General features: G+C 44.5%; 18 protein-coding genes. 14 read left to right on the forward strand and 4 right to left on the reverse strand.

What is annotated here, in order from left to right:
* Positions 1-22 precede the first annotated feature (22 nt).
* From F824_RS0114735 to F824_RS0114760, 5 genes are all read left to right on the forward strand, one after another.
* A complete protein-coding gene (locus F824_RS0114735; RefSeq protein ID WP_019598683.1) occupies positions 23-862 on the forward strand; it encodes a type 1 glutamine amidotransferase in 840 nt (279 codons plus the stop codon).
* Between the two features lie 14 nt (positions 863-876).
* Positions 877-2,067 (forward strand): hypothetical protein, encoded by a 1,191-nt coding sequence (locus tag F824_RS0114740; protein WP_019598684.1) that lies wholly within the window; start codon positions 877-879, stop codon positions 2,065-2,067.
* Positions 2,068-2,434: 367 nt separating this feature from the next.
* Positions 2,435-3,559, forward strand: coding sequence for an NAD(P) transhydrogenase subunit alpha (locus F824_RS0114750; RefSeq protein ID WP_019598686.1), 1,125 nt, complete (start codon positions 2,435-2,437; stop codon positions 3,557-3,559).
* Positions 3,560-3,561: 2 nt separating this feature from the next.
* Positions 3,562-3,879, forward strand: coding sequence for an NAD(P) transhydrogenase subunit alpha (locus F824_RS0114755; protein ID WP_019598687.1), 318 nt, complete (start codon positions 3,562-3,564; stop codon positions 3,877-3,879).
* The gene (locus F824_RS0114760) at positions 3,879-5,285 is read left to right on the forward strand and encodes an NAD(P)(+) transhydrogenase (Re/Si-specific) subunit beta (protein WP_026333729.1); all 1,407 of its coding nucleotides are present in this window, start codon (positions 3,879-3,881) and stop codon (positions 5,283-5,285) included. Before F824_RS0114755 ends, F824_RS0114760 begins: the two co-directional genes overlap by 1 nt.
* 629 nt (positions 5,286-5,914) lie before the next feature.
* On the opposite strand, the gene F824_RS0114775 is transcribed toward F824_RS0114760, so the two are convergent.
* Entirely contained in the window at positions 5,915-6,661 is a 747-nt protein-coding gene (locus F824_RS0114775) for an NUDIX hydrolase (protein ID WP_019598690.1), read from the reverse strand.
* Between the two features lie 307 nt (positions 6,662-6,968).
* Here F824_RS0114775 and F824_RS0114780 point away from each other — a divergent pair, with 307 nt between their 5' ends.
* Positions 6,969-9,068: a M28 family peptidase gene (locus tag F824_RS0114780; protein ID WP_019598691.1), complete on the forward strand. Its 2,100-nt coding sequence runs from the start codon at positions 6,969-6,971 to the stop codon at positions 9,066-9,068.
* A gap of 235 nt (positions 9,069-9,303) precedes the next feature.
* Here the strand turns inward: F824_RS0114780 and F824_RS0114785 are convergent, their stop codons facing one another.
* Genes F824_RS0114785 through F824_RS0114795 form a run of 3 tightly spaced genes read right to left on the reverse strand, consistent with a single transcriptional unit; the run spans position 9,304 to position 13,774 of the window.
* Entirely contained in the window at positions 9,304-10,476 is a 1,173-nt protein-coding gene (locus tag F824_RS0114785) for a THUMP domain-containing class I SAM-dependent RNA methyltransferase (RefSeq protein WP_019598692.1), read from the reverse strand.
* Between the two features lie 57 nt (positions 10,477-10,533).
* Positions 10,534-11,361 carry a DUF4249 family protein gene (locus tag F824_RS0114790; protein ID WP_019598693.1) on the reverse strand — a complete coding sequence of 276 codons (828 nt, stop codon included), beginning with the start codon at positions 11,359-11,361 and terminating at the stop codon, positions 10,534-10,536.
* A 16-nt stretch (positions 11,362-11,377) separates the two neighbouring features.
* Entirely contained in the window at positions 11,378-13,774 is a 2,397-nt protein-coding gene (locus F824_RS0114795) for a TonB-dependent receptor (protein ID WP_026333730.1), read from the reverse strand.
* Positions 13,775-14,488: 714 nt separating this feature from the next.
* Between F824_RS0114795 and F824_RS0114815 the strand changes: the two genes are divergently transcribed.
* The 8 genes from F824_RS0114815 (at position 14,489) to F824_RS0114850 (ending at position 22,108) form a co-directional block, all read left to right on the forward strand.
* Entirely contained in the window at positions 14,489-15,454 is a 966-nt protein-coding gene (locus F824_RS0114815) for a vWA domain-containing protein (protein ID WP_019598698.1), read from the forward strand.
* 20 nt (positions 15,455-15,474) lie between these two features.
* A complete protein-coding gene (locus tag F824_RS0114820; RefSeq protein ID WP_019598699.1) occupies positions 15,475-16,323 on the forward strand; it encodes a hypothetical protein in 849 nt (282 codons plus the stop codon).
* A 106-nt stretch (positions 16,324-16,429) separates the two neighbouring features.
* Positions 16,430-17,608: an acetyl-CoA C-acyltransferase gene (locus tag F824_RS0114825; protein ID WP_019598700.1), complete on the forward strand. Its 1,179-nt coding sequence runs from the start codon at positions 16,430-16,432 to the stop codon at positions 17,606-17,608.
* Between the two features lie 100 nt (positions 17,609-17,708).
* Positions 17,709-18,827, forward strand: a complete 1,119-nt coding sequence (locus tag F824_RS0114830; protein WP_019598701.1) for a toxin-antitoxin system YwqK family antitoxin — start codon at positions 17,709-17,711, stop codon at positions 18,825-18,827.
* Between the two features lie 59 nt (positions 18,828-18,886).
* On the forward strand, positions 18,887-19,828 hold the full coding sequence (locus tag F824_RS0114835) for a phosphoribosylaminoimidazolesuccinocarboxamide synthase (RefSeq protein WP_019598702.1): 942 nt from the start codon (positions 18,887-18,889) through the stop codon (positions 19,826-19,828).
* Between the two features lie 131 nt (positions 19,829-19,959).
* The gene (locus F824_RS0114840; protein ID WP_019598703.1) at positions 19,960-20,340 is read left to right on the forward strand and encodes an STAS domain-containing protein; all 381 of its coding nucleotides are present in this window, start codon (positions 19,960-19,962) and stop codon (positions 20,338-20,340) included.
* Between the two features lie 2 nt (positions 20,341-20,342).
* Positions 20,343-21,260 carry a ribonuclease Z gene (locus F824_RS0114845; RefSeq protein ID WP_019598704.1) on the forward strand — a complete coding sequence of 306 codons (918 nt, stop codon included), beginning with the start codon at positions 20,343-20,345 and terminating at the stop codon, positions 21,258-21,260.
* Positions 21,261-21,301: 41 nt separating this feature from the next.
* Positions 21,302-22,108 (forward strand): queuosine precursor transporter, encoded by an 807-nt coding sequence (locus F824_RS0114850; protein WP_019598705.1) that lies wholly within the window; start codon positions 21,302-21,304, stop codon positions 22,106-22,108.
* Positions 22,109-22,537: the final 429 nt, after the last annotated feature.

Here is a 22,537-nt window from a genome sequence, read left to right on the forward strand (position 1 = left end):
CTGCCAGTCAGAAAAAAATAAAATGCAAATGGAACCAAAGGAAAAAATCAAACTTGCTGTTTTGGATATGTATGACGCTGAACCCAATCAGGGGATGCGCTGCATATTCGACATTGTGGGCCGCTTTCAGGATGAAATCAGCTTTACTGTTTTTGACGTCAGAGGCAAAAGTGAGCTTCCCGCCATAGGTGATTTTGACATCTACATCTCCACTGGAGGTCCTGGAAACCCTTTGGAAGGAAACGGGGAATGGGACACTGCCTATTACCGATTTATCGATACCCTATGGAATTGGAACAAGGAAAATGCAAACAAAAAGCACCTGCTGTTGATCTGCCATTCCTTCCAAATGGCCTGTAAGCATTTTGGTCTTGCCGAAATCACAAAAAGAAAATCCACTTCCTTTGGTGTGATGAGAATCCCAAAAACAATCGATGGATTGGAAGACCCCTTGTTTGAAGGGCTCCCCCAGCCATTTTATGCCGTTGATTCCAGAGATTACCAAGTGGTCCAACCAAGATTGAATAAATTCAAGCAAAAGGGTGCTTCCATTATTGCATTGGAAAAAATAAGGAGCCATTTGGAATATGAGCGCGCCATCATGGCCGTCCGCTTTTCAAAAGAAGTAGTAGGTACCCAATTTCATCCGGAAGCGGATCCGATCAGCTTCATGAACCACCTGAAAAAGCCGGAAGTTAAAGAGAAAATCATCCAACTGAAGGGAAAGGCAAGGTACAGAACCATGCTGGAGTATCTGATGGACGAGGACAAGATCTACAAGACCAATGAAACACTCATCCCAAATTTTCTGAGAAATGCCTTGGATGACGTCCTAAGGTATCAACAAGCGTTTTCACATTAATCCTTCCATCCAATATGCTCAAAAATTACCGGGAATTTTTCAACAGCCAATTCAGTCAAGAAAAATATTTGGCTTTTTTGGATGACATCAGGCGTGATTTTGATTATTTGCCAACCTTTAGAATTGCAGAAACGCCATTTTTTATTTCGAAGGAATTGCAGGCGAAACTCATGGAAGGTAGTCAGCAGGTGATCGACTTCATCCAAAAACCTGGTTTTAAAGCATTGACCGAAAAATCCCTGGCTGTCAATTCCTCGGTTCCCAAGGAAGATGGACATCCGCAATTCATGGCCATCGACTTTGGCATCTGTGAGGAAAATGGGGAGATCGTCCCAAAATTGATTGAAGTGCAAGGCTTCCCTTCCATTTTCAATTTTCAGATGAACCTGTTTGAAAAACTCAAGAGCCACTATCCATTTCTTGGGGAGCTGACCCCATATCTGAATGGAATGGACAAAGACAGTTATCTGGAAAAATTAAAGGAAGTCATCCTGAACGGTCATCCCAAGGAAAATGTGGTTCTCTTGGAGATCGAGCCCGAAAAACAAAACACCAAAATTGATTTTTATTATTGCAAGCAGGATTTGGGGATCCCCATCATCTGCGTCACGGAAGTGATCAAAAAAGGAGATACGCTTTTTTACAAAGACGAAGCGGGAAGTCTTATCGAAATCAAAAGGCTATACAATCGCGTCATTTTCGATGAATTGGAATTGAGAAAGGATTTGATCCTGGACTTCAGTTTTTCGGATCACTTGAATGTGGAATGGGCCGGCCATCCGAACTGGTTTTTCAGGGTAAGTAAATTTATCCTCCCCTATCTCAAAGGGGAATATTTTATTGAATCAACACTCTTGAGTGAGTTGGAGGAAATCCCCGAAGACTTGGAGAACTATGTATTGAAACCACTTTTTTCATTTTCGGGAACAGGTGTGGTGTTCCATGTCAAAAAATCAGATGTGGAAGCAGTCCAGGAAAAAGATCTTTATGTGCTTCAGAAAAAAGTAAACTATGCCCCAATCATCCAAGCGCCGGAAGGAATGATCAAGGCAGAAGTGCGTATTTTGGCCGTTTGGCCGGAAAAGGACGAAAACCCCACTTTCATGTCCAATTTGGTCCGCCTCAGCCGTGGAGAAATGATTGGCGTCAAGTTCAACAAAGACAAGGATTGGGTGGGTGGCACCATTGGACTTTTTGAACATTAAAAAACCGAAAAATGCATTCCGATTCTTTATTAGGTTGAAACTGCAGGAAAATCAGACGATTTGTAGAATATTGCGCAGCCCCGATGGGATGAAGTCAAAAACAGCAAACAACTACCTGATTTTTAATTAATTTCAGGAGGGATAAAAACTGGTAAAACACTGCGCGGGTCAAATCAAAATCAATGACTTCCAGACTGTAGCCACCAAGAGAAATTCCTACTCTTTGGTTGCCCATCCCATTTCACCTCCACTGAAAAGAAAAACCATTCTTTTATCAAGAATACCTTTTAATTCCATAACTTTTTAATAGTTTAAGGGTTATTAAGAGCCTTTTAAAAGCTTAATTTTTCCCAATAGCCAAACAATAATGATCGTAGGGATAGTAAAAGAACCTGAAGAAGAATCAAGGGTTGCCATGTTGCCTGAGGCTGTAAAAACCCTTAAAAGCTGGAATGTCGAAGTAATGGTGGAAACCGGTGCGGGCAAAAAGGCCTTTGCCGATGACGCATTGTACCAAGAATCAGGTGCGGAAATTGTCGACCGCAGCACCCTTCTTCAAAAGGTCGATATTGTCTGCGGCATACAAGCGCTTTCGATTGCCGAAATAAGATCAATGGGTCCCAAATCGGTTTTGATGGGCCAGTTCAACGCCCTTTACAATCCAGAACTCACCCATTTCCTCATCCACGAAAGTCGAACTGCCTTCAGCATGGAACTTGTTCCTAGAACAACCAGGGCGCAATCCATGGATGTTCTTTCATCGATGGCAACGGTGGTTGGCTACAAGGCCGTATTGATGGCCGCGAACTTACTTCCAAGATTTTTCCCGATGTTCATGACTGCGGCAGGGACGATTACTCCCTCAAGGGTTTTGATTTTGGGCGCGGGTGTTGCCGGCCTGCAAGCCATTGCCACAGCCAAAAGACTTGGAGCGACTGTTTTCGCATTTGATGTGCGCCAAGCAGCCAAAGAAGAAGTCATGTCCCTGGGCGCAAAATTTGTCGAAGTCGAAGGTGCCACAGATGACAAAAGTGCCGGAGGATATGCCGTTGAGCAAAACGAAGATTTCATCCATCGACAAAAAGAAGCCATCCACGAACAAGCAACGAAAGCGGATGTGGTCATCACCACTGCCCAAATTCCGGGAAAGAAAGCACCCTTGCTCATTGAGGAAAGAACAGTCCTTGCCATGAAACCCGGAGCGGTCGTCATTGATTTGGCAGCATCCTCAGGTGGGAATTGTGCGCTCACCCAAGCTGACCAAACAGTCAGTATCAATGGGGTTAGCATTGTGGGTGTGGGCAACCTTGCTGCTCAACTCCCCCAAGACGCGAGTAAAATGTATGGAAAAAACTACTTGAATTTTTTGAAATTGATCATCAAAGAGGGACAAATGAACCTCAATTTTGAAGATGATATCGTCTCAGGAACCTGTGTCTGCCATGAAGGCAAGCCAGTCAATTCCCGGATCACCCAAATGATAAACAATTAACCATGGAACAGCTACTGAATTATTTTGGCGAAAACATGGAAATGATCTATTTCCTGATTTTAGCAGTCTTATTGGGCGTAGAGGTCATTTCCAATGTGCCGGCCATCCTCCATACCCCGCTGATGTCCGGCGCCAATGCCATTCATGGTGTGGTCGTGGTCGGCGCCATTATCGTCATGCTCCATGCTGCACCTGACAATTATCTTGCCTTGACGGTAGGCTTTTTGGCAGTGGTCATGGGTACGCTCAATGTGGTGGGTGGATTTGTGGTCACGGACAGAATGCTGGAAATGTTCAAGAAAAAACCGAAGAAGTCATGATCAGTTTGAATATATTGGAAATTTGTTACCTATTCGCCTCCCTGACTTTTGTGATCGGACTGAAAATGCTCAGTCATCCCGACACCGCCAGAAAGGGGAATCTCTTTGCTGCGGCAGGGATGTTGGTGGGTATTCTTGCCACTCTTACCCTCTATCAGACATTTGACCCTGACAAAATGGTCAACTATATTTTGATCGGTTTGGGCTTACTTGTTGGATCCGTCATTGGAACTGTCATGGCCAAAAAGGTCAAAATGACGGCGATGCCTCAAATGGTTTCTTTCTTCAACGGGATGGGTGGTGCATGTGCGGCATTGATCGCCATCATCGAGTTTCAGCACCACGATCCAGCCATGGTCAGTTCTTTACTGAATGGAGAAATGTTGGTCATGCTGATGGGACTTGTGATCGGGGGTGTTTCCTTTTCGGGATCGATGGTTGCATACGGCAAACTGGAAGGAAAAATAAAGGACAAAACCCTTCCGTTCAATCAAATCATCAACAACAGCCTATTTTTGGTGATCATCATTCTGATCATCATCCTCATGACCGGCCAATCCATCAACAATCCGCTTTTCTATGTCTTGATGGTGCTTGCTCTGATCTACGGGATATTGTTTGTCATGCCGATTGGTGGTGCAGATATGCCCGTGGTCATTTCGCTGCTCAATTCCTTCACTGGGATTGCCGCTGCCTTGGGAGGATTTTTGTATGGCAACAAGGCGATGCTCACCGGAGGAATCCTGGTGGGTTCCGCCGGAACCATCCTGACCATTCTCATGTGCAAAGCCATGAACCGTTCCTTACTCAATGTCCTTTTGGGAGCTTTTGGCGGAACTGCCGGGGGTGTGGGGAAAAGTGCGGACGGAGAACAGAGCGCTCGGGAAATCAGCATTTCGGATACCGCCGTGTTGCTTTCCTATTCGCAACGTGTGGTGATCGTCCCAGGATATGGACTTGCCGTGGCGCAAGCCCAACACAGTTGCCACGAACTCGAGAAACTACTGGAGGAAAAAGGGGTAGAAGTGAGTTATGCCATCCACCCCGTAGCGGGGAGAATGCCGGGACACATGAACGTATTACTAGCCGAAGCGGACGTTCCCTATGAGCGGATGCAAGAAATGGAAGAAATCAATCCCAAACTTTCACAAGTGGACGTGGTAGTGGTGATCGGTGCCAACGATGTGGTCAACCCAGCCGCCAAAAACGATCCTTCCTCGCCCATTTTCGGAATGCCCATCTTGGAAGTGGACCAAGCCAAAAATGTGATCATCCTCAAAAGGGGGATGGCTGCTGGCTATGCGGGCATTGAAAACGAACTCTTCTTCTATCCAAAAACCAGAATGCTTTTTGGGGATGCCAAAGACTCGCTTCAAAAACTTGTTGGAGAAGTAAAGGCCATCTAAGCCTCGATACGTTTAGGAATCCAATAGATAAAAAGATATTTGGCGAATGCTTCTCTCTTTCCATTGAAAATTGCGAGCGCAGTGCCAGAAAAACCAAAAAAGGCCGGTAGATTTATCGGCCTTTTTTTGGTGGGATTTTTTCTATAATCTCAAACCCGAAATGTGCAATAGGTTTTCCAATAGGTGTTGAAACTACAAGAAAATCAAACCATTTGGAGAATAAGGTTTTGTGCCAAAACGGCGAAGTCATAAACCGTCGACAAGCGACTGATGATGAAGTATTTTCAGGATGGAATGGGATTGGAAATGCATAAAACGGGTTAAACCCATAATATGCATTCGATTTCTAAAAAAAGGAGTTTATTAAACTCCAAGAAAAACAGACCATTGGAAGAAAAAGTCCTCTTGCCGATATGTTGAAGTCAAAAACAGAGCATAACTGACTGATGATTAAATAATTTCGGGCTGGAATCGAAATGGTCATGCATTATACGGGGTTTAGAACCCATTGAGGTAGGTGAAATTTATGCTTCGCATTTCAAATCCATCCCTGCACAATCCTTTGCTTTATTGTTGGGAAAAATCCAAAGAAAGCCGCATTTCCCTTTTTGATTGGCTGATCCACATTGTCAAACAAAAAACAAGCCCCCATCCTCCAAAACTTCCTCATACCGCTCTTTGTCAAATCGATAGAGAAAAGGGGATTTGTGCGCCAATCCACGTTTGACCTCCTCGAGACGGATGACGATGCCGGATTTCAGAATCTTCTTCTGGAAATTGCGCGGATCAATCTTCTTGTCTAAAACCGCCTCATATAGCCGCATCAATTCGGGCATGGTGAATTTCTCAGGTAAAAGATTGTAACCCAAAGGCTGAAAACTCAATTCCCTTCTCAAAGATTGAATGGCCTTTTCCAAAATGGCATTGTGGTCAAAAAGCAATTTTGGGACTTCTTTCAAGTCAACCCATTTGCACTCATCTGTGTATTTGTCCGGGTTTGGAAAAACCATTGCATAATCTACCAAAGCAAAATAACCGATGGAAACCGCGCGATCATACCAATGTTCAGTGGAAATGACGTGCCCCAACTTATCTTGTAACTCCTTTTTGTCGTAGCGGTGAAGATCACCAAAAGTATGGAATTGCTTGAGGAAAATTTCAGTAAGACCTGTCCTTTCCATCAAAACCCTATTGGCGGCATCGTCCACAGACTCCCGTTGCAGCACAATTCCTCCCGGCAAACTCCACTCCTCTGTCTCCTTCCATCTGAGCAACAAAATCTTCAATAATCCATCATGGAAACCGAAAATCACACAATCTAACGACAGTTGGGGGATTAAATCCAAACCTACTGCGCCTTTACTATCGTCTTCCATTTTGCAATTTAAACAAATCAATATGTCGCATACAGAAAATGAATACTATTTATTAATTGGTTTTAGTCTCTTTCACTGCCCCATTAACTAAAATATCATTCCTCAATCCGTCAAAAACTTTCTTTTCCAATATTTAGCAGAAAGCCTTTCAGAAATTGATCTTGCAAAATAAAGAAAATAAGAGATGGGCGAGTGTTTTATATTGGGTAAATTTTAAATCAAAAATAAACCATTTAACATTTATAGGGCATTCCTGAATCCTGTTTGGATATATTTGTGTAAAGGCCTTTTCGTTAAAATTTTAATTATGAAAAAAAGACATTTGCTTTCAATCGCATTGGGTGCCATTTTGATACTCCCTGCGCAGGCACAACAAATAGATGGATTTTCCAATGCATCAGGTGAAAAACAAAGAAAAACCGAAGCACAATTTCTGAAAACGGTGGATTTCAGCAGGTTCAAAGAACACCTGACCACCATCACTTCCGAGCCGCATCCCGCAGGTTCTCCCGCCAATGAAAAGGTGAAAGATTACCTCGTGAAAACGATGAAAACCGCGGGATGGGATGTAGTCGTCCACCCCTACGATGTCTACCTTTCCAAGACTCCCGGCGAGTCCTTGGTAGAAATCATCACTCCGATAAGAAAACCGCTCAACCAGCAGGAATATGTTTTGTCCGAAGACCCGTATTCTTCCAATCCGGATCTCTGGAAAGGATGGAATGCCTTTTCGGGTAGCGGAGATGTGACCGCGGAGGTGGTGTATGCCAACTATGGCCTAAAAGCGGATTTCGAAAGATTGAAAGAACTGGGCATCGATGTCAAGGGCAAAATCGTCCTGGCCAGATATGGCGGGAATTTTAGAGGATTCAAAGCAAAATTTGCAGAAGAATATGGGGCCATTGGTCTGTTAATCTTTACCGATCCGGGGGATTCCGGTTATGCAAAAGGTTTGGTCTATCCCGAGGGGATTTATTACAATGAAAGTTCTGTCCAAAGAGGCTCATTGCTTACTTTGGACTGGACAGGAGACGCCTTGACCCCTTTTGAACCAGCATTGCCACTGGATGGCAAAACCAAAATCAAACGTCTCAACCCTGATGAAGTGGGGCTACATACCATTCCCGTCACGCCGATTCCTTATGGATCTGCCCAAGAAATCATTGCGCAGATGAAAGGAAAGCCTGTTCCAAGTGGCTGGCAAGGTGGACTTCCCTATACCTATCGGTTGGAGGGTGGAAAAGAACTCCGAGTAAGATTAAAAGTGCAGCAGGACAGAGAATATGTGAGAGCCAACAATGTAGTCGCAACCTTAAAAGGAAGTACAAATCCCGACGAATGGATCATCTTGGGTTGTCATTATGATGCCTGGAGTTTTGGCTCCACCGATCCCAATTCCGGCACTTCAATGCTCTTGAGCTTGACTGAAACCTTGGGAAATATGGCCAAAGAAGGTTTCCAGCCTTCCAGATCCATCATGATCGCCCATTGGGATGCCGAAGAACATGGCGTGATCGGTTCCACAGAATGGGTGGAACAATTCAGGGATGAGCTCAGTGCCAAAGCGGTTGCCTATATCAATTTGGATGCAGCAGTTTCCGGAAGGAATTTTGGCGCATCTGCCTCCCCTACGCTCAAGAAAATCATCATGGAATCCGCCAAGGAAGTGGCCTTTCCGGATTCGGCCAAATCCGTATATGAAGTCTGGGCGGGCAAAAAAGAAGAACCCAGCATCGGCAATCTTGGCGGTGGATCGGACCACATCGCCTTTTATATGCATGTTGGCGTACCTTCCTTGAATGGCGGAACGGGTGGACCCACCTTGTACCACACCAACTATGACAACCTCCACTTCTATGAAAAATTCGCAGATCCAACTTTCCAGATGGGCGGAACCGTGGAGCAGCTTGTAGGGATCATGAGCTTGAGGTTGGCCAATGCCGATATCATTCCCTATCAGGTTTCCAGATATGCCCAGGACATGGCGCTCCATTTTGAAAATGCCGAAAAGGGAATCAAAGCCTTTGACACTGCTTTTACCGGATTCGAAAAATCAAAAGCGGCAAACACCGCCATGAAATCCAGTGCAGAAGAATTGGACAGTAAAATCGCCTCGGTCTTGAAGACAAGTCAAGTGGATGCCAAAAAACTGAAAGCCATCAACAAGGATCTCCTGGGATTGGAAAAGAGTTTCATCGATCCCAAGGGCATGTATTTTGGGGATTGGTACCGTTCGCTTTATGCTTCTTCCGATCCATTTAGCGGATATGCTTCATGGGTACTGCCAGGCATCCAATATGAAATCGCATTGAAATCCACAGACCGCTTGGCGGAATGGGACGAACGCTACAGCAAGGCGATCTTGGACCTAAAACAAAAAATAGATGCTTTGATCAAGAAGATTTAATTCCTCAAGGGTGAATTGAATTGTTTTGATTATTGGTAAATGCATTTGTTGTTTTCAAAAAAATGAATGCACGGATGAAAAATTATAGCCCAAAATGCCAAAAACCAATTGAGCTTTGTTCTTGTCGGAATTATTCTTGAACTGATTTACGCACAGGTAGTCAATGGGAAGAAAAGAAAAAAGGCCATCGGAAATTTCCGATGGCCTTTTTTATTATTTCATTGTCCTAAAAAAATCATTCTGCAATCGGCTCTTTTGTTCCTTTGTACAATTCATATTTCAGGAGTCGGCAATCAATCGTTCCGTTGTAAAACTCCATTCTTCGGGAAGCTTTCAGACCGATTTTTTTGGCCAGTTCCAAATTTCCGGTGAATATAAATCCGGTGTAGCCTGCACATCTTTTCTTCATGAAATCACCCATACGCTTGTAGGTGAGTTCGAGTTCTTCCTCTTCTCCCAGCCTTTCGCCATATTCAGGATTCAGGAAGACGACCCCGTTTTCCTCTTCCGGCAAACTCGTCTCTTCAAAATCGCATTCCTCCAGCTGCAGCAATGATAAAACCCCTGCAGTTTCGGCATTTTCCTGGGTGAACGAAATTGCCTGTGCACTGATATCGCTGGCAATGATCTTCAGACCGGGAACTTCTATAATTTCGTTTTGAAGGTCTTCCTTCATTTTAGTATAGACCTCAGCATCATATCCCTGGATGTACATAAAGGAATAATGGTCTCTGTAAAGCCCCGGAAAACGGTTGGTGGCGATCAAAGCCGCTTCGATCGCAAGTGTCCCTGCTCCACACATCGGGTTCACGAATGGGCTTTTCCTGTCCCAGCCCGTGGCCAAAATGGTCGCAGATGCCAAAGCTTCCAACATGGGTGCAGTTCCCGGGATCTTCCGATAGCCATGCTTGGCAAGTGTTTCACCTGAGGTATTGATATAGATGGAGGCTTCGGTTTCTTTCCAAAACAATTGGATCACAGCACCTTCATAGGCAGAACCTGAATCCGGTCTGGTACCTGTATTTTCCCTAAATCGGTCCACGATGGCATCTTTGATCCGCACATTCACAAAAAGTGGATTGTCCACACTTTCGTTGTCCACATGGGAATAAACCGAAAAATAAGTTTGATTGCTGATGTATTCCTCCCAAGGCAAAGATTTTATCCTTCTGTAGATATCATCGGCATGCCTGAGGTAAAAGGATTTGATTTCATAAAGGACATGACTGGCAGTCCGAAGATGAAGGTTCAGAAATATACATTCGTTGAGAGAAGCGTAAAGCTCTACCCCTGTCCTGAAAACCAGTTTTGGCTTAAATCCCAAATCCTTTAATTCCTTCTCCAAGATGGCGGAGAACCTGTCTTTGCAGGTGATGACCACCTTGCCCTTTGCATTAAAATCTGTCATGGTGCAAAAGTAAGGAATAAAATGCTCCTTTCCTTCACCCATGTTTTTCTTCGGGGTCTACTCCGGTTGGATGACCACCGTTTCGGTGAGTACAGGACTCACCAGAAAATAACCCAAAACCTCTCCACCGCCTTCAAGAATCCGGATATTTGTCTTCGGATTCTCTGGTGGCGGACTGAAAAGCCCTCCGTCGTTAAACAATAAATTCACCAATTGATTGAGGTAATCAAAGGCATCTTGGTTCAGTCTGTAAAGCTCAATCCGCACCTTGTCATTTTCCTTAAACCTGAAGCCGGACAATTCAAATCCCCGATTCAAAATGGATGTCCCAAAGGTATCGTCAAACAAAAGGTAATCGGATCGTCTGTTCAATAAAGTATCGTTTCGCACCAGCCTGACCCGATAATTATTGTCGGTGGTAAATGGAATATCGCCATATAGGGTCAGGTAATACCCCTCATCCCTAAAAATCCTTTCCTCCTTGAATGCATACGTGATGCTGTCCAATTTTGGCGGTGCCAAAAGTGTTCCGGAAGAGATATAATGGTTCTCCCCCATCAAGACATGAAGCTCATATTTTTCCTCGATTCTACCGCCCAGGTTATTGACCGGAATGTACCTGGAGACATCTTCGGAAAAACGGAAATTGTACCTAAAACCATTCCCCGAATTGACCACATAAACCTCAGCATTATCCACCACCTCACCTGGTCCCTCTGAATAATAATCTTTGGACAATGAAATTTTCACCTGGTTCAATCCTCCCACATTTGTCCAAATCCCTTCAATAATGGGGATGGATTCCTTTTTTTGGAGATCAAGAAAAACCTCCTCCTGACAGGAGAAAAAAGGCAACAAGAGAAGACAATATAAAATTCTTTTCATATTCATAACTGTCTTTTCAAAACTTGAAATTATAGGTGATTGCCGGAAGGAAAGTAAACAAATAAGTCATAACCACGCCTGGCCTTCTGGAGAGAACTTCTTCGTTTAATCCGGGATCAAAATCGATTTGCTCATTGATGATGTCGCCAAATTGATAGGAAAAGGGATTTTTTCTCCCATAAAGGTTGTAAATGCTGAAATTCCAACTGCCTTTCCATTTTCTGCCCCTATCCACATTTTTCCAAGTGACCGATGCATCCATCCGATGGTAATCCGGGAAGCGGTCCTCGTTCCTTTTGTTTCCATACAAAGGCAGGCTTTGGTTGTCCACCTCATATGTCCCGATCGGAAAGGTAACGGCCTGACCAGTCGTATAGACAAAAGTTAGGGCCGAGGACCACCTTTTTGAGAATTCATGATTCAAAACCAAAGTCACATCATGCGGTCGGTCAAACCTCGGCCTGTACCAATCCCCCTCACTGATGCCTTCGATTTTCCTCCAAGTCCTGGAGTAAGTATAGGCCAGCCATCCGGTGGTTTTCCCAATATTCTTCCGCAACAATGCTTCCAACCCATACGCATACCCCACACCTGCCAACAATTCCGTTTCCACGTTGTCTGTGAACAAGACATTGGCTCCCTGCCGGAGATCGATGACATTCTTGAAATCCTTGTAATATCCTTCCAGAGACAATTCCCATTTGTTTTGGTTGAGATTTTTGAAAAGCCCAACCGAGTACTGATCCCCTCTCACTGGCTCAATGTATGTACCGGCAGGCACCCATCGGTCGATCGGCAATCCTGCGGAGCTGTTGGAGGCCACCTGCACGTATTGGAAATTCCTGTTGTAGGAAGCCTTGAATGAAAGGTCCTCCCGAATCAGGTAACGGACCGAAAGTCTGGGCTCAAATCCCTGATAGGTTTTCATGCTTTCCAAAGTACCAAATGAAAGGCTGTCGGTGATGGATACATTAGGCCCCGGTTGGTTTCCCTCATAGCGGTACTCAATTCCTTTGCCCACTTGTTGGTAGATCCCCCACCGCAGTCCCGCATCCACTTTTAATCTTTGGCTGATGTCTCGGGAGCCCGAAACAAAGAAATTGTTTTGGAGCCCATTCCGGGCATTCGTGTTGATGGGTTCAATGCTGGCACCGGGATCCGGCACAAAATTGATCGGAGCAAAGTGGTAATATTGTGTGTGCATCCCCCATTTCAACTCGGTTTTTTCGTTCGGGACAAAACCCCATTCCGCCCTGGCTCCCGACTCCGACAAAACATTGTCCCATCGAAAACCATTGTCTGCGTCGTCAAAGTTGACAGCATATTTGTATTTACTGTGATACACGTTAAGGTCAAAATAGGTCCTTTCGCTGATGTTTCGGGTCCATTGTGCTGAAGAAACCCAATTGTTCCATCCCAATCCAAACTGTCCTGACAATCCCAAAAAGTCTGAGCCGAAATAACTGGAAATGGAGATTTTGTCCTTATCACCAACCTTAAAACTGAATTTTCCACTCAAGTCATAAAAATAAAGATCGTTGTTCTTGATATTCGGATCAGAAGAAAGCCTGAGAAACAAGTCGGCATAAGTTCTTCTTCCAGAAAACACAAAGGAGGACTTATCGGAAAAAAGGGGGCCATCCAAAGTCAATCTTGAGCTGATCGTCCCTATCCCACCCTCTCCTTTTATTTTCTCATAGTTGCCTTCCCTCAGAGAGACATCGATCAGGGAGGAAATCCTGCCCCCATAATTGGCGGGTATGTTTCCCTTGTAAAACTCGACCCCACTCAATGCGTCGGGATTGAACACGGAAAAGAAACCGAAAAAGTGAGAAGGGTTGTACACGGGTGCGCCATCCAACTGTATCAGGTTTTGGTCTGCGGATCCTCCTCTGACAAATAGACCAGTCGTCCCTTCTCCGGCTGTCTGTACGCCAGGAAGGAGTTGGAGGCTTCTCAAAAGGTCAACCTCACCAAAGAGTGCCGGGATATTTTTAATCGTTTCGATGGGGATGGTCGTTTTGCCCATGTCCAAACTTTTGACATTTTCATCCGGCCTTCTGTCCCGGATGATGATTTCTTCCAGGGAGAGTTCTTCTGCTTTGAGGAAAAACCGAAGTTCCTTGCCCAGATCCTTCTCGGAAATCACCCTGATGGACACCGTGAATCCAATGAAAGAAACCACCAATTTGGAAGGAAGGCCTGTTTTCCCAATCAAAAACCTTCCATTTTCATCACTTACTACTCCTTTTTGTGGCTCCGACTCCCAGTAGATATTTGCGCCGGGAAGTGGCAGGTTCGAATCCATTTCGAAAACCTGACCGGAGATGTTTTCGGGATTTTGGGAAAAAGCTGGGTTTGTGGATGCAAGAAGAAACAGAAAGACAGAAGCCCAAGCAAATAAAAATTTCATAAAACAGATTTCTTTTGAATGGATAACGGTTTCTCCTTTGAATTGATTGGTATAGGGCAAAAATAATCTTTTTACCTGAGGCAAAGATATGGAATTATGATGGGCAGCAAAGGAAGAAGTTTGTATGGGACATTCCCCATCTTATCGCTTCTCATTTTGAAGCTTCCTACTTTTGGGGGACATTTTCTTCCGACAATTTTCCTGGTGTATTTGCCTTTGCTTGTTCCGGATATTGGATTGTTGGATTAAAAAACGTGCTTATGCTCTTGCCTATCTGTTTCCAAAAAAATATTTTCGACCTGATAAAATGGATTTATCCCAAGGCCAGGTCTTTTTTTGGGGTGCAACCGGAAATATGACTTATGGTTCCCAGTGGGGTCATAACTGAAGGAAAACTAGACTATTTGAAGAGCAACGGGTATTACCGTTAGGGTGAAGTCAAAAATCTAAAATACCTGATGTCTGATTTTTAGGCATCTCCAGACTCGAATAGAAATGGAAATGAATCATACGGATTCAATATTGTCCATTAAAAATGAACCCTTTGAAAAAAATACAGGATCCAAATCAAAATGCGGAGACCACGCCGATAAAATTTTGACCGGGGGAATTAATGTACAGATGAATCCGAAAAGATCGGGATATGGATTTCGTTAACATATATTAAATCGAATCCTATACTGGCTTTTCGTTTATATTTTATAATTTCAGGGCATGATTTGGGCATATCCTGACGTTAAATTACTCATAGGGCTGGCAATTGTATTTGGATTGCTTTATGGAGTTTACCTCCTCCGCTTTTACTTTATCAATAAAAAATTAAAGGTACACAAGCACAGGCTTCTGATGAAGATGGTGTTGCGGTTGGGGTATTTTGTACTGTTCTTGGTCGCAATGGCGGGACCTTCCATAGGCACATCCCAAAAAGAGATCAAAGAAGAAGGGAAAGACATCTTCATTGCCATCGATCTCTCCCAGTCCATGAATGCAACCGATATTGGACCGAGCAGAATGCAAAGGATAAAATTCGAGTTAAAAAACCTGGTCAAAGACTTCAGTGGTGATCGTATTGGGCTGATTATTTTCAGTTCCGAAGCCTTTATCCAATGCCCTTTGACCTTTGACCAAAACGTTTTGCAACTCCATCTGGATGGATTGAATTCCGGATTGGTGCCCAACACTGGCACCGACATCAGTGCACCCTTGAATTTGGCATTGGGAAAATTCAACTTGGACGATTCTCCGGAAGTCAAATCCAAGTCGATTGTCCTGATCTCGGACGGAGAGGATTTTGCGGAGAATTTCAGGCCTCTCACCGCGCAATTAAGCGATTCGGGCATAAAGGTTTTCAGTCTAGGTGTGGGGACATCCCAGGGGAGCACCATCCCGCGTGGTAATTCCATCATCATTGACCCCAAAACCAACCAACCCGCCATCACAAGATTGCAATCCGAAAACATGAAACTGATCGCGGCACAAACCGACGGGCAGTATTTCGAAATCAGCGATGAGCTGAATGAAATTTCCGACCTTTCTGCGGCACTCGAAAGAATAGAAGGCACCGTCACTGGATCCAGAATGGTGGAAGCCTCTGCCAACAAATATTTTTACTTTCTGTTGGCTGCGATGGGTTTGGCTTTGTTGGATATGATTTTGCCACTCAAAACCATCCGCCTTTAAAATCGTCTTAGGTATAGAATATGATCTTCATCAGTAGAATTCTTTTGTTCCTCATCCTGTTTGTCCCAGCCTCCTGGACCGTGACAACAAGGAAGAATGCCGCCATCAAAGCGGCGTCCAAGGATTATGCCAATGCCAAGTATGAAGCTTCTGTCGCTTCCCATTTGCTTTTGGGTACCGAATTCGGGATCAACAGTCCCAATTCCAGCTACAACCTGGCCTTGAGTTACCATTATAATGAACAGTTGGAAGAAGCCCAAGCAGCTTATTTGGGATTGATCGGCTCAGCCAACCCCATGATCGCTTCCTTTGCATCCAATCAAAATGGGATCCTGTTGGGAAAACAGGAAAAATACAAAGAAGCATTGGAAGCCTTCAAATTTGCGCTGATCAAAGACCCCCTAAACGAACCTGCGCGATACAATTATGAATTGCTGAGCAGATGGCTCGAGGAAAACGAGGATCAAAATCAGGAGGATCAGGATAAGGAAGACGAGGAACAAAAAGACAAAGAGGATCAGGAGCAAGAAAAACAGGATCAGGACAAAGACAAGGAAAATAAAAAAGACGGAGAAGGCGACGAAAAAACCGAAGAGGATGAAGCCTCCGAATCCGAGAAAAAGGATGATAAATCCGGGGAAAAATCCCAAGAGGAAAAAGATTCCCAGGAACCCAGTGACATGGAAAGTGACCTGAGTGAAAGGGAGAAATCCAAGGAACAGATGAAGGAAAGGCTCAAAGAAATGAACCTCAGTCCGGAACAAGCTTCCCAAATCCTTGACGCTATGAATGCGGCAGAGTTGCGCTACATCCAGCAAAACAAAAAGAAACCCACCAAGAGGCCGGAAAAAGGCTTGCCGGATTGGTAAGCGTATCGCTGTAGAAAGTCTGGAGCGGGAGAATTCTAAACCCTCCAACCTCAGTGGAAGCCAAATACATTTGAAAAAAGAGTATAAACCCAATAAATATAAACCAATGAAAGAAGTCTATATCGTATCCGCAGTGAGAACCCCATTTGGGAGTTTTGGTGGCAAGTTGGCCGGATTGACCGCCGTGGAATTAGGGAGTTTTGCCATCAAGGGCGCTTTGGAAAAAGCGGGTGTTGATCCCAAAGAAGTGGATGAAGTCATCATGGGAAATGTGATTTCTGCCAACCTGGGGCAAGCACCTGCCCGACAAGCGTCCATCGGGGCCGGAATCGGTTACAATGTGCCTTGTACAACCGTCAACAAAGTCTGTTCCTCCGGAATGAAAGCAGTGATGTTTGCGGCGCAATCCATCATGACGGGACAAAATGACGTAATGGTCGCCGGTGGTATGGAAAGCATGTCCAACGCCCCTTTTTACATTCCCAAAGCAAGATTTGGTTACAAATACGGAAATGGTGAACTGATCGACGGATTGGTCAGAGATGGTCTCCATGAAGTCTATTACGATTTCCCAATGGGAAACTGTGCGGAAAATACCGCAAAAACAATGAAAATCACCAGAGAGGAACAGGATGCCTATGCCATCCAATCTTACACCCGCTCTGCCGAAGCTTGGAAAAAAGGAGCCTTTAAAGATGAGGTCATTCCCGTAAGCTTCAAGGGAAGAAAAGGCGAAACGGTCATCATCGATGAAGATGAAGAATTCAGGAACGTCATCTTTGACAAAATCCCATCCCTAAGACCGGTTTTCGACAAGGAGGGCACCGTCACGGCAGCCAATGCATCCACGATGAATGATGGCGCTTCCGCATTGGTCTTGATGAGCAAGGAAAAAGTGCAAGAATTGGGATTAAAGCCAATTGCTAAAATCCTTGGTTTTGCCGATGCTGCACAGGATCCGATTTGGTTTACCACCGCTCCTTCTCTTGCCATTCCCAAAGCCATCAAAAATGCAGGCTTGACAGAAAACGACATTGACTTTTACGAGATCAACGAAGCCTTCGCGGCCGTTGCGATCGCCAACCAAAGACAATTGAACTTGGATATGGACAAATTGAACGTCAACGGTGGAGCTGTGGCCTTGGGTCATCCACTGGGTGCTTCCGGCGCCAGGATCATCGCTACCCTGCATTCGGTTTTGCAACAAAATGAAGGAAAAATAGGTGTTGCGGGAATCTGCAACGGCGGAGGTGGTGCTTCTGCCATCGTCATCGAAAGACTCTAAGTAGTTTTTTTGAGCCTCGGAAAAAAAAAGGAATTGTCTTCAAGATCAAACTGAGCACACCTTTTGTTTCCGAGGCTTTCTCTTTATTTACAAACCTCCCATGTTCAAAAAAACGATTTTTGCCTTTTTATGCTTCATCACCCTGGAAGCTTCTGCACAGAAGTTGGTCAGGACTTTTTATGATGAACAAAAACTTAAAATCAGGGAAGTCTACCCCGAAGTCAACGGTGTGGGACAAGGTGAATACAAATTGTACTACGAAGAGGGTTCTCTTGCGGTCGTCGGGCAACTTGAAAGCGGGATGAAGGAAGGTGTTTTTGTGGATTTTTTCCCCGGGACAAAAGACACTCTCAGGGTGATTTCCTATTCCCAAAATAATAGAGAGGGTCCTTCCAAAACCTATTACCCATCCGGAACCGTCTCGCAGGAGCTGTCCTTCAGGGACAACCTGATCGACGGGGAAGTCATCACCTATTTTGAAAATGGGAAAATCAGGCAAAGGACATTTTTTGAGCGTAATCTCCCACAGGGCTTGAGTTATGATTATGATACTTTGGGCAATCTGTTGGAGAAATCCAATTTCGATAGAGGGCTGTTGGATGGCACCAAGGAACAGTATTACCAAGGGGGTGAACTGATGGCCAAGATTTCCTACGAAAAGGGAAAATTGGAAGGCGAACACCTCCAGTATTACCCAGATGGAAGTCTCAAGTCAAAATTCAAACATAAGAATGGCTATCAGGAAGGCGAAACCGTCAGCTATTTCCCCAACGGTCAATTGGCCAGAATCGGGAAATATAAAAATAGGGAAGCCGATGGAATCTTCAAAAGCTACCATGAGAACGGAAAATTGGCAGAACAGGCCCTCTATAAAAGGGGGATGCCTGTTGGGACCATCCAAAGTTTTTATGAAAGCGGAGCCAAAAGGGAAATCGTCAAGCACGATTCTTCAGGGAAATTGACCCAAATCACGGCCTATTATGAAACCGGAGAACTCCAACAGGAAATTTTCTATCTCAATGGACAGGAAGAGGGAGAAACCATCCGGTATTTCCAAAATGGGCAGGTCCAAGAAATCATCCCTTACCATAAAGGGAGAATGGAGGGCACCTATAAGCTATTCGACGAAACCGGCAAATTGTTAACGGAGAGATTTTTCCATGAGGGAAAGGAACTGAGCACAAGGAATCCCGAAAAAGAAGAAATAATCCACAAATAAAAGGACCCGGCAAACAAGAAAAGGCCAGCTTTTTCTATTTTTGTCGAAAGAAGAAAAAAATGAATACTGCAATTAAAGAAACTCATTTTCAGTTTCCCGGCCAAGTCGGGTTTTACAAAGGAAAAGTACGTGACGTTTATTTTTTTGAGGACAAAATAGCAGTGGTCGCCAGCGACCGCATCTCTGCATTTGATGTGGTGTTGCCAAAACCTATCCCCTACAAAGGGCAGGTTTTGAATCAGATCGCTGCCAAATTTCTTCAGGCCACAGCGGACATCGTCCCCAACTGGGTCACTGCCACGCCAGATCCCAATGTCACTATCGGAAAGAAATGTGAGCCCTTCAAGGTGGAAATGGTCATTCGAGGTTACTTGGCAGGACATGCGGCCAGGGAATACCTGGCGGGAAAGCGATCCGTTTGTGGAGTAAGCCTACCTGAGGGACTGAAAGAAAACGACAAATTGCCGGAACCCATCATCACGCCAACCACCAAAGCCGATTTCGGACATGATGAAGATATTTCCAGGGAGGATATTCTTGCCAAAGGTATCGTAAGCGAGGCGGATTATGCGGTATTGGAAAAATACACACAAGCTTTGTTTGCCAAAGGAACAGAGATGGCAAGGGAAAAAGGACTGATCCTGGTGGATACCAAATATGAGTTTGGGAAATTCGGAGAAGAGATCCTTCTGATTGACGAAATCCATACCCCAGATTCCTCGCGGTATTTCTATGCCGATGGATACGAAGCCCACCAAGCGGCCGGATTGCCCCAAAAACAGCTTTCAAAAGAATTTGTGCGGCAATGGTTGATTGCCAACGGATTCCAAGGCAAGGAAGGACAGCTTGTTCCCGAAATGCCCAATGAATTTGTTCAGGAAATTTCCGGGAGGTATATTGAACTTTACGAACAGATCATCGGAGAACCCTTTGTCAAAGGAGATATTTCCCAACTGGAACAAAGGATCGAAAAAGCGGTTTTAAAGGAACTGGGCGCTTGAAACCTTAGCACAATAGGTGGAGACCCTTCGGTTTTGAATAAATAAAAGAGTATATGGGCGAATTCCAGTAGCTTTGTCCTATCGACATCATTGGAAAATGACCTTTTTAAATTTGAAAAACAATCACGATTATGAAATACAGTGTAGATAAAAAAGAGCAATATGTTGTCTTTACGCCTCATGAGGAGAAATTGGATTCATTCCTCTCCCCAAAACTAAAGTCAGAATTGCTGACGGTTCATGCAGAAGGTTATCCCAATCTTGTGATTGACATGAGCAATGTAAAATATGTGGATTCAAGTGGGTTGAGTGCATTGTTGGTTGGAAACCGTGAATTCAGCAAAGACGGGATCTTCATCATTTCCTCTCCGCAGGAACACGTCATGAAACTGATCAAAATCTCCATGTTGGACAAAGTATTCAACATTGTCGATTCCATTGAGGAAGCTGCAGAAGCGATTTTCATGCATGAGATCGACGGCAAAGAAGAGGAAGAAGAAGAAGAAAATTAATTTTGAGGTTTGAAATCACCGTTTTAGGTTCCAATTCCGCCATCCCAGCACATGGCAGAAATCAGACATCCCAATTGGTAGAAATTGGGATGTCTTCCATGTTGTTGGATTGTGGAGAAGGCACCCAGATTCAGCTGCGGAAATTCAAGCTGAAATACGGAAGGGTGGATTTTATCTTCATCTCCCACCTGCATGGAGACCATTATTTTGGGATCATGGGAATGATCTCCACTTTTCATTTGCACAAAAGAACCCGTCTGCTCACCATTTTTGGGCCCAATGGCCTGGACGAAATCATCACCGTCCAACTCAAGCACAGCAATACCCGACTCAATTTCCCCATCAGGTTCGTCGCCACCAATCCCAATCAGAAAGAATTGATTTTGGAAGAGAAAAATTACAGGGTTTTCAGTCTGCCGCTGAAACATAGGATCGCCTGTACTGGTTTTATTATCCAAGAAAAAAAGGAATTCCGGAAATTGATCAAAGAAAAGTTATTACAGAAGAAAATCGAAGTGGAAGCCATCCAATCCCTTCTAAGGGGAAAGGATTTTATGGATTCTGACGGGAAGGTGCTGTATGCGGCCAAAGACTATACGTATCCACCGGATCCACCAAAAACCTACGCATTTTGTTCAGACACCATCTACGACCCGGATTTGGTACCCCATCTGAAAGGGGTGACGCTGCTCTACCATGAGTCGACTTTTACAGAAATCGAGGCTGAGAGGGCGAAGGAAACCTTTCACAGCACCGCCAGGCAGGCAGGCATGATCGCCAAAGCAGCCGGCGTCCACAAATTGCTGTTGGGGCACTATTCAACCCGCTATGTGGATTTAACCCCGATAATGGAAGAGGCGAGATTTGTCTTTGCCGAAAGTTACCTGAGTATCGAAGGAGAGCGCTATACCGTGGAATAACATGCCCCTTCCAACCAAAACGTTGCCCCCAAAATGATTTTATGGAGATAAAGCCGAGCCAAAGGGAGTTCCAATCCAAGAAGACGAATCTGTTTATCATCCTTTCCGGGATATTCCTCACCAATGCGATCTTGGCTGAGATTATCGGGGTCAAGATTTTTTCCGGGGAAATGACCTTGGGCTGGGAACCTGCTGGATGGGTGTTTTTTGGAGAATACATCCTGGATTTCAACCTGACCGCTGGAGCCGTGATCTGGCCAATCGTCTTTATCACCACAGACATCATCAATGAATATTTCGGCAAAAAAGGGGTCAGGAAGATCAGTTTTATCACCGCCTTCTTTATCGCCTACAGCTTTTTGGTCATCGTCAGTGTGACGGAATTGCCAGCTGCACCGTTTTGGTTGGAGGTAAATAGCCCCGATGCCGATGGAAACCCCTTCAATATCGACTATGCTTTCAATGTCATTTTCCGACAGGGTTTGGGCATCATCATCGGCTCACTGACCGCGTTTTTGTTGGGACAATTGATTGACGTCTATGTCTTCCAAAAACTCCGGAAAATCACAGGCCCTAAAATGATCTGGCTACGCGCAACAGGTTCCACGCTGGTATCCCAGTTCATCGACTCCTTCGTGGTCTTGGGGATCGCTTTTTATGTGTTCGGGAACTGGAGTATCGAACAAGTGGTGGCAGTGGGGATTATCAATTACATTTATAAATTCGGGGTTGCGGTGCTGTTGACGCCCCTACTCTATCTTGGACATTATTGGATTGATGGGTATTTGGGAAAGGAAATCGCAGAGGAAATGACCAAGGAAGCATCGGCGGACACCTCTTTTTTATAGAACTGACGAATTGGGCGAAGATTCAACCCCAATCCATGCCCATTCCAACAAACCACTTCATCAAGTGCAATCTGTTTTATGAGAAAAGGTATAGTACTCCGAATCCCATTAAAGCCTAAAGGAATTTGTTTAACCCGAATTCTAAGACATTGGAAAAGTAACGTTAATGCGCTAACTTTTGGTTGCAGCATGAAAGCCTATGCATCGAATGGTGATTTTATCCCTTCCCGAATTCTGGTAGAAATGTTCAACCCCAATCTTTAAGGTCAGGGTTTTTGAAACGTTAATTGGTGACCATGTTTTGTTATGGATCCCGTATGGAATAATCAAATCAAATATACATTTCTCTTGCTGCTTTTAATCAAAACCAAAAATAAGATGAAGCAGAAAAAGTTTGAAAGTATGGCTGTTGTCAATCCTTTTGCCGCT

Origin of the sequence: Rhodonellum psychrophilum GCM71 = DSM 17998, from assembly GCF_000381545.1 — a bacterium.
Classification (GTDB): domain Bacteria; phylum Bacteroidota; class Bacteroidia; order Cytophagales; family Cyclobacteriaceae; genus Rhodonellum; species Rhodonellum psychrophilum.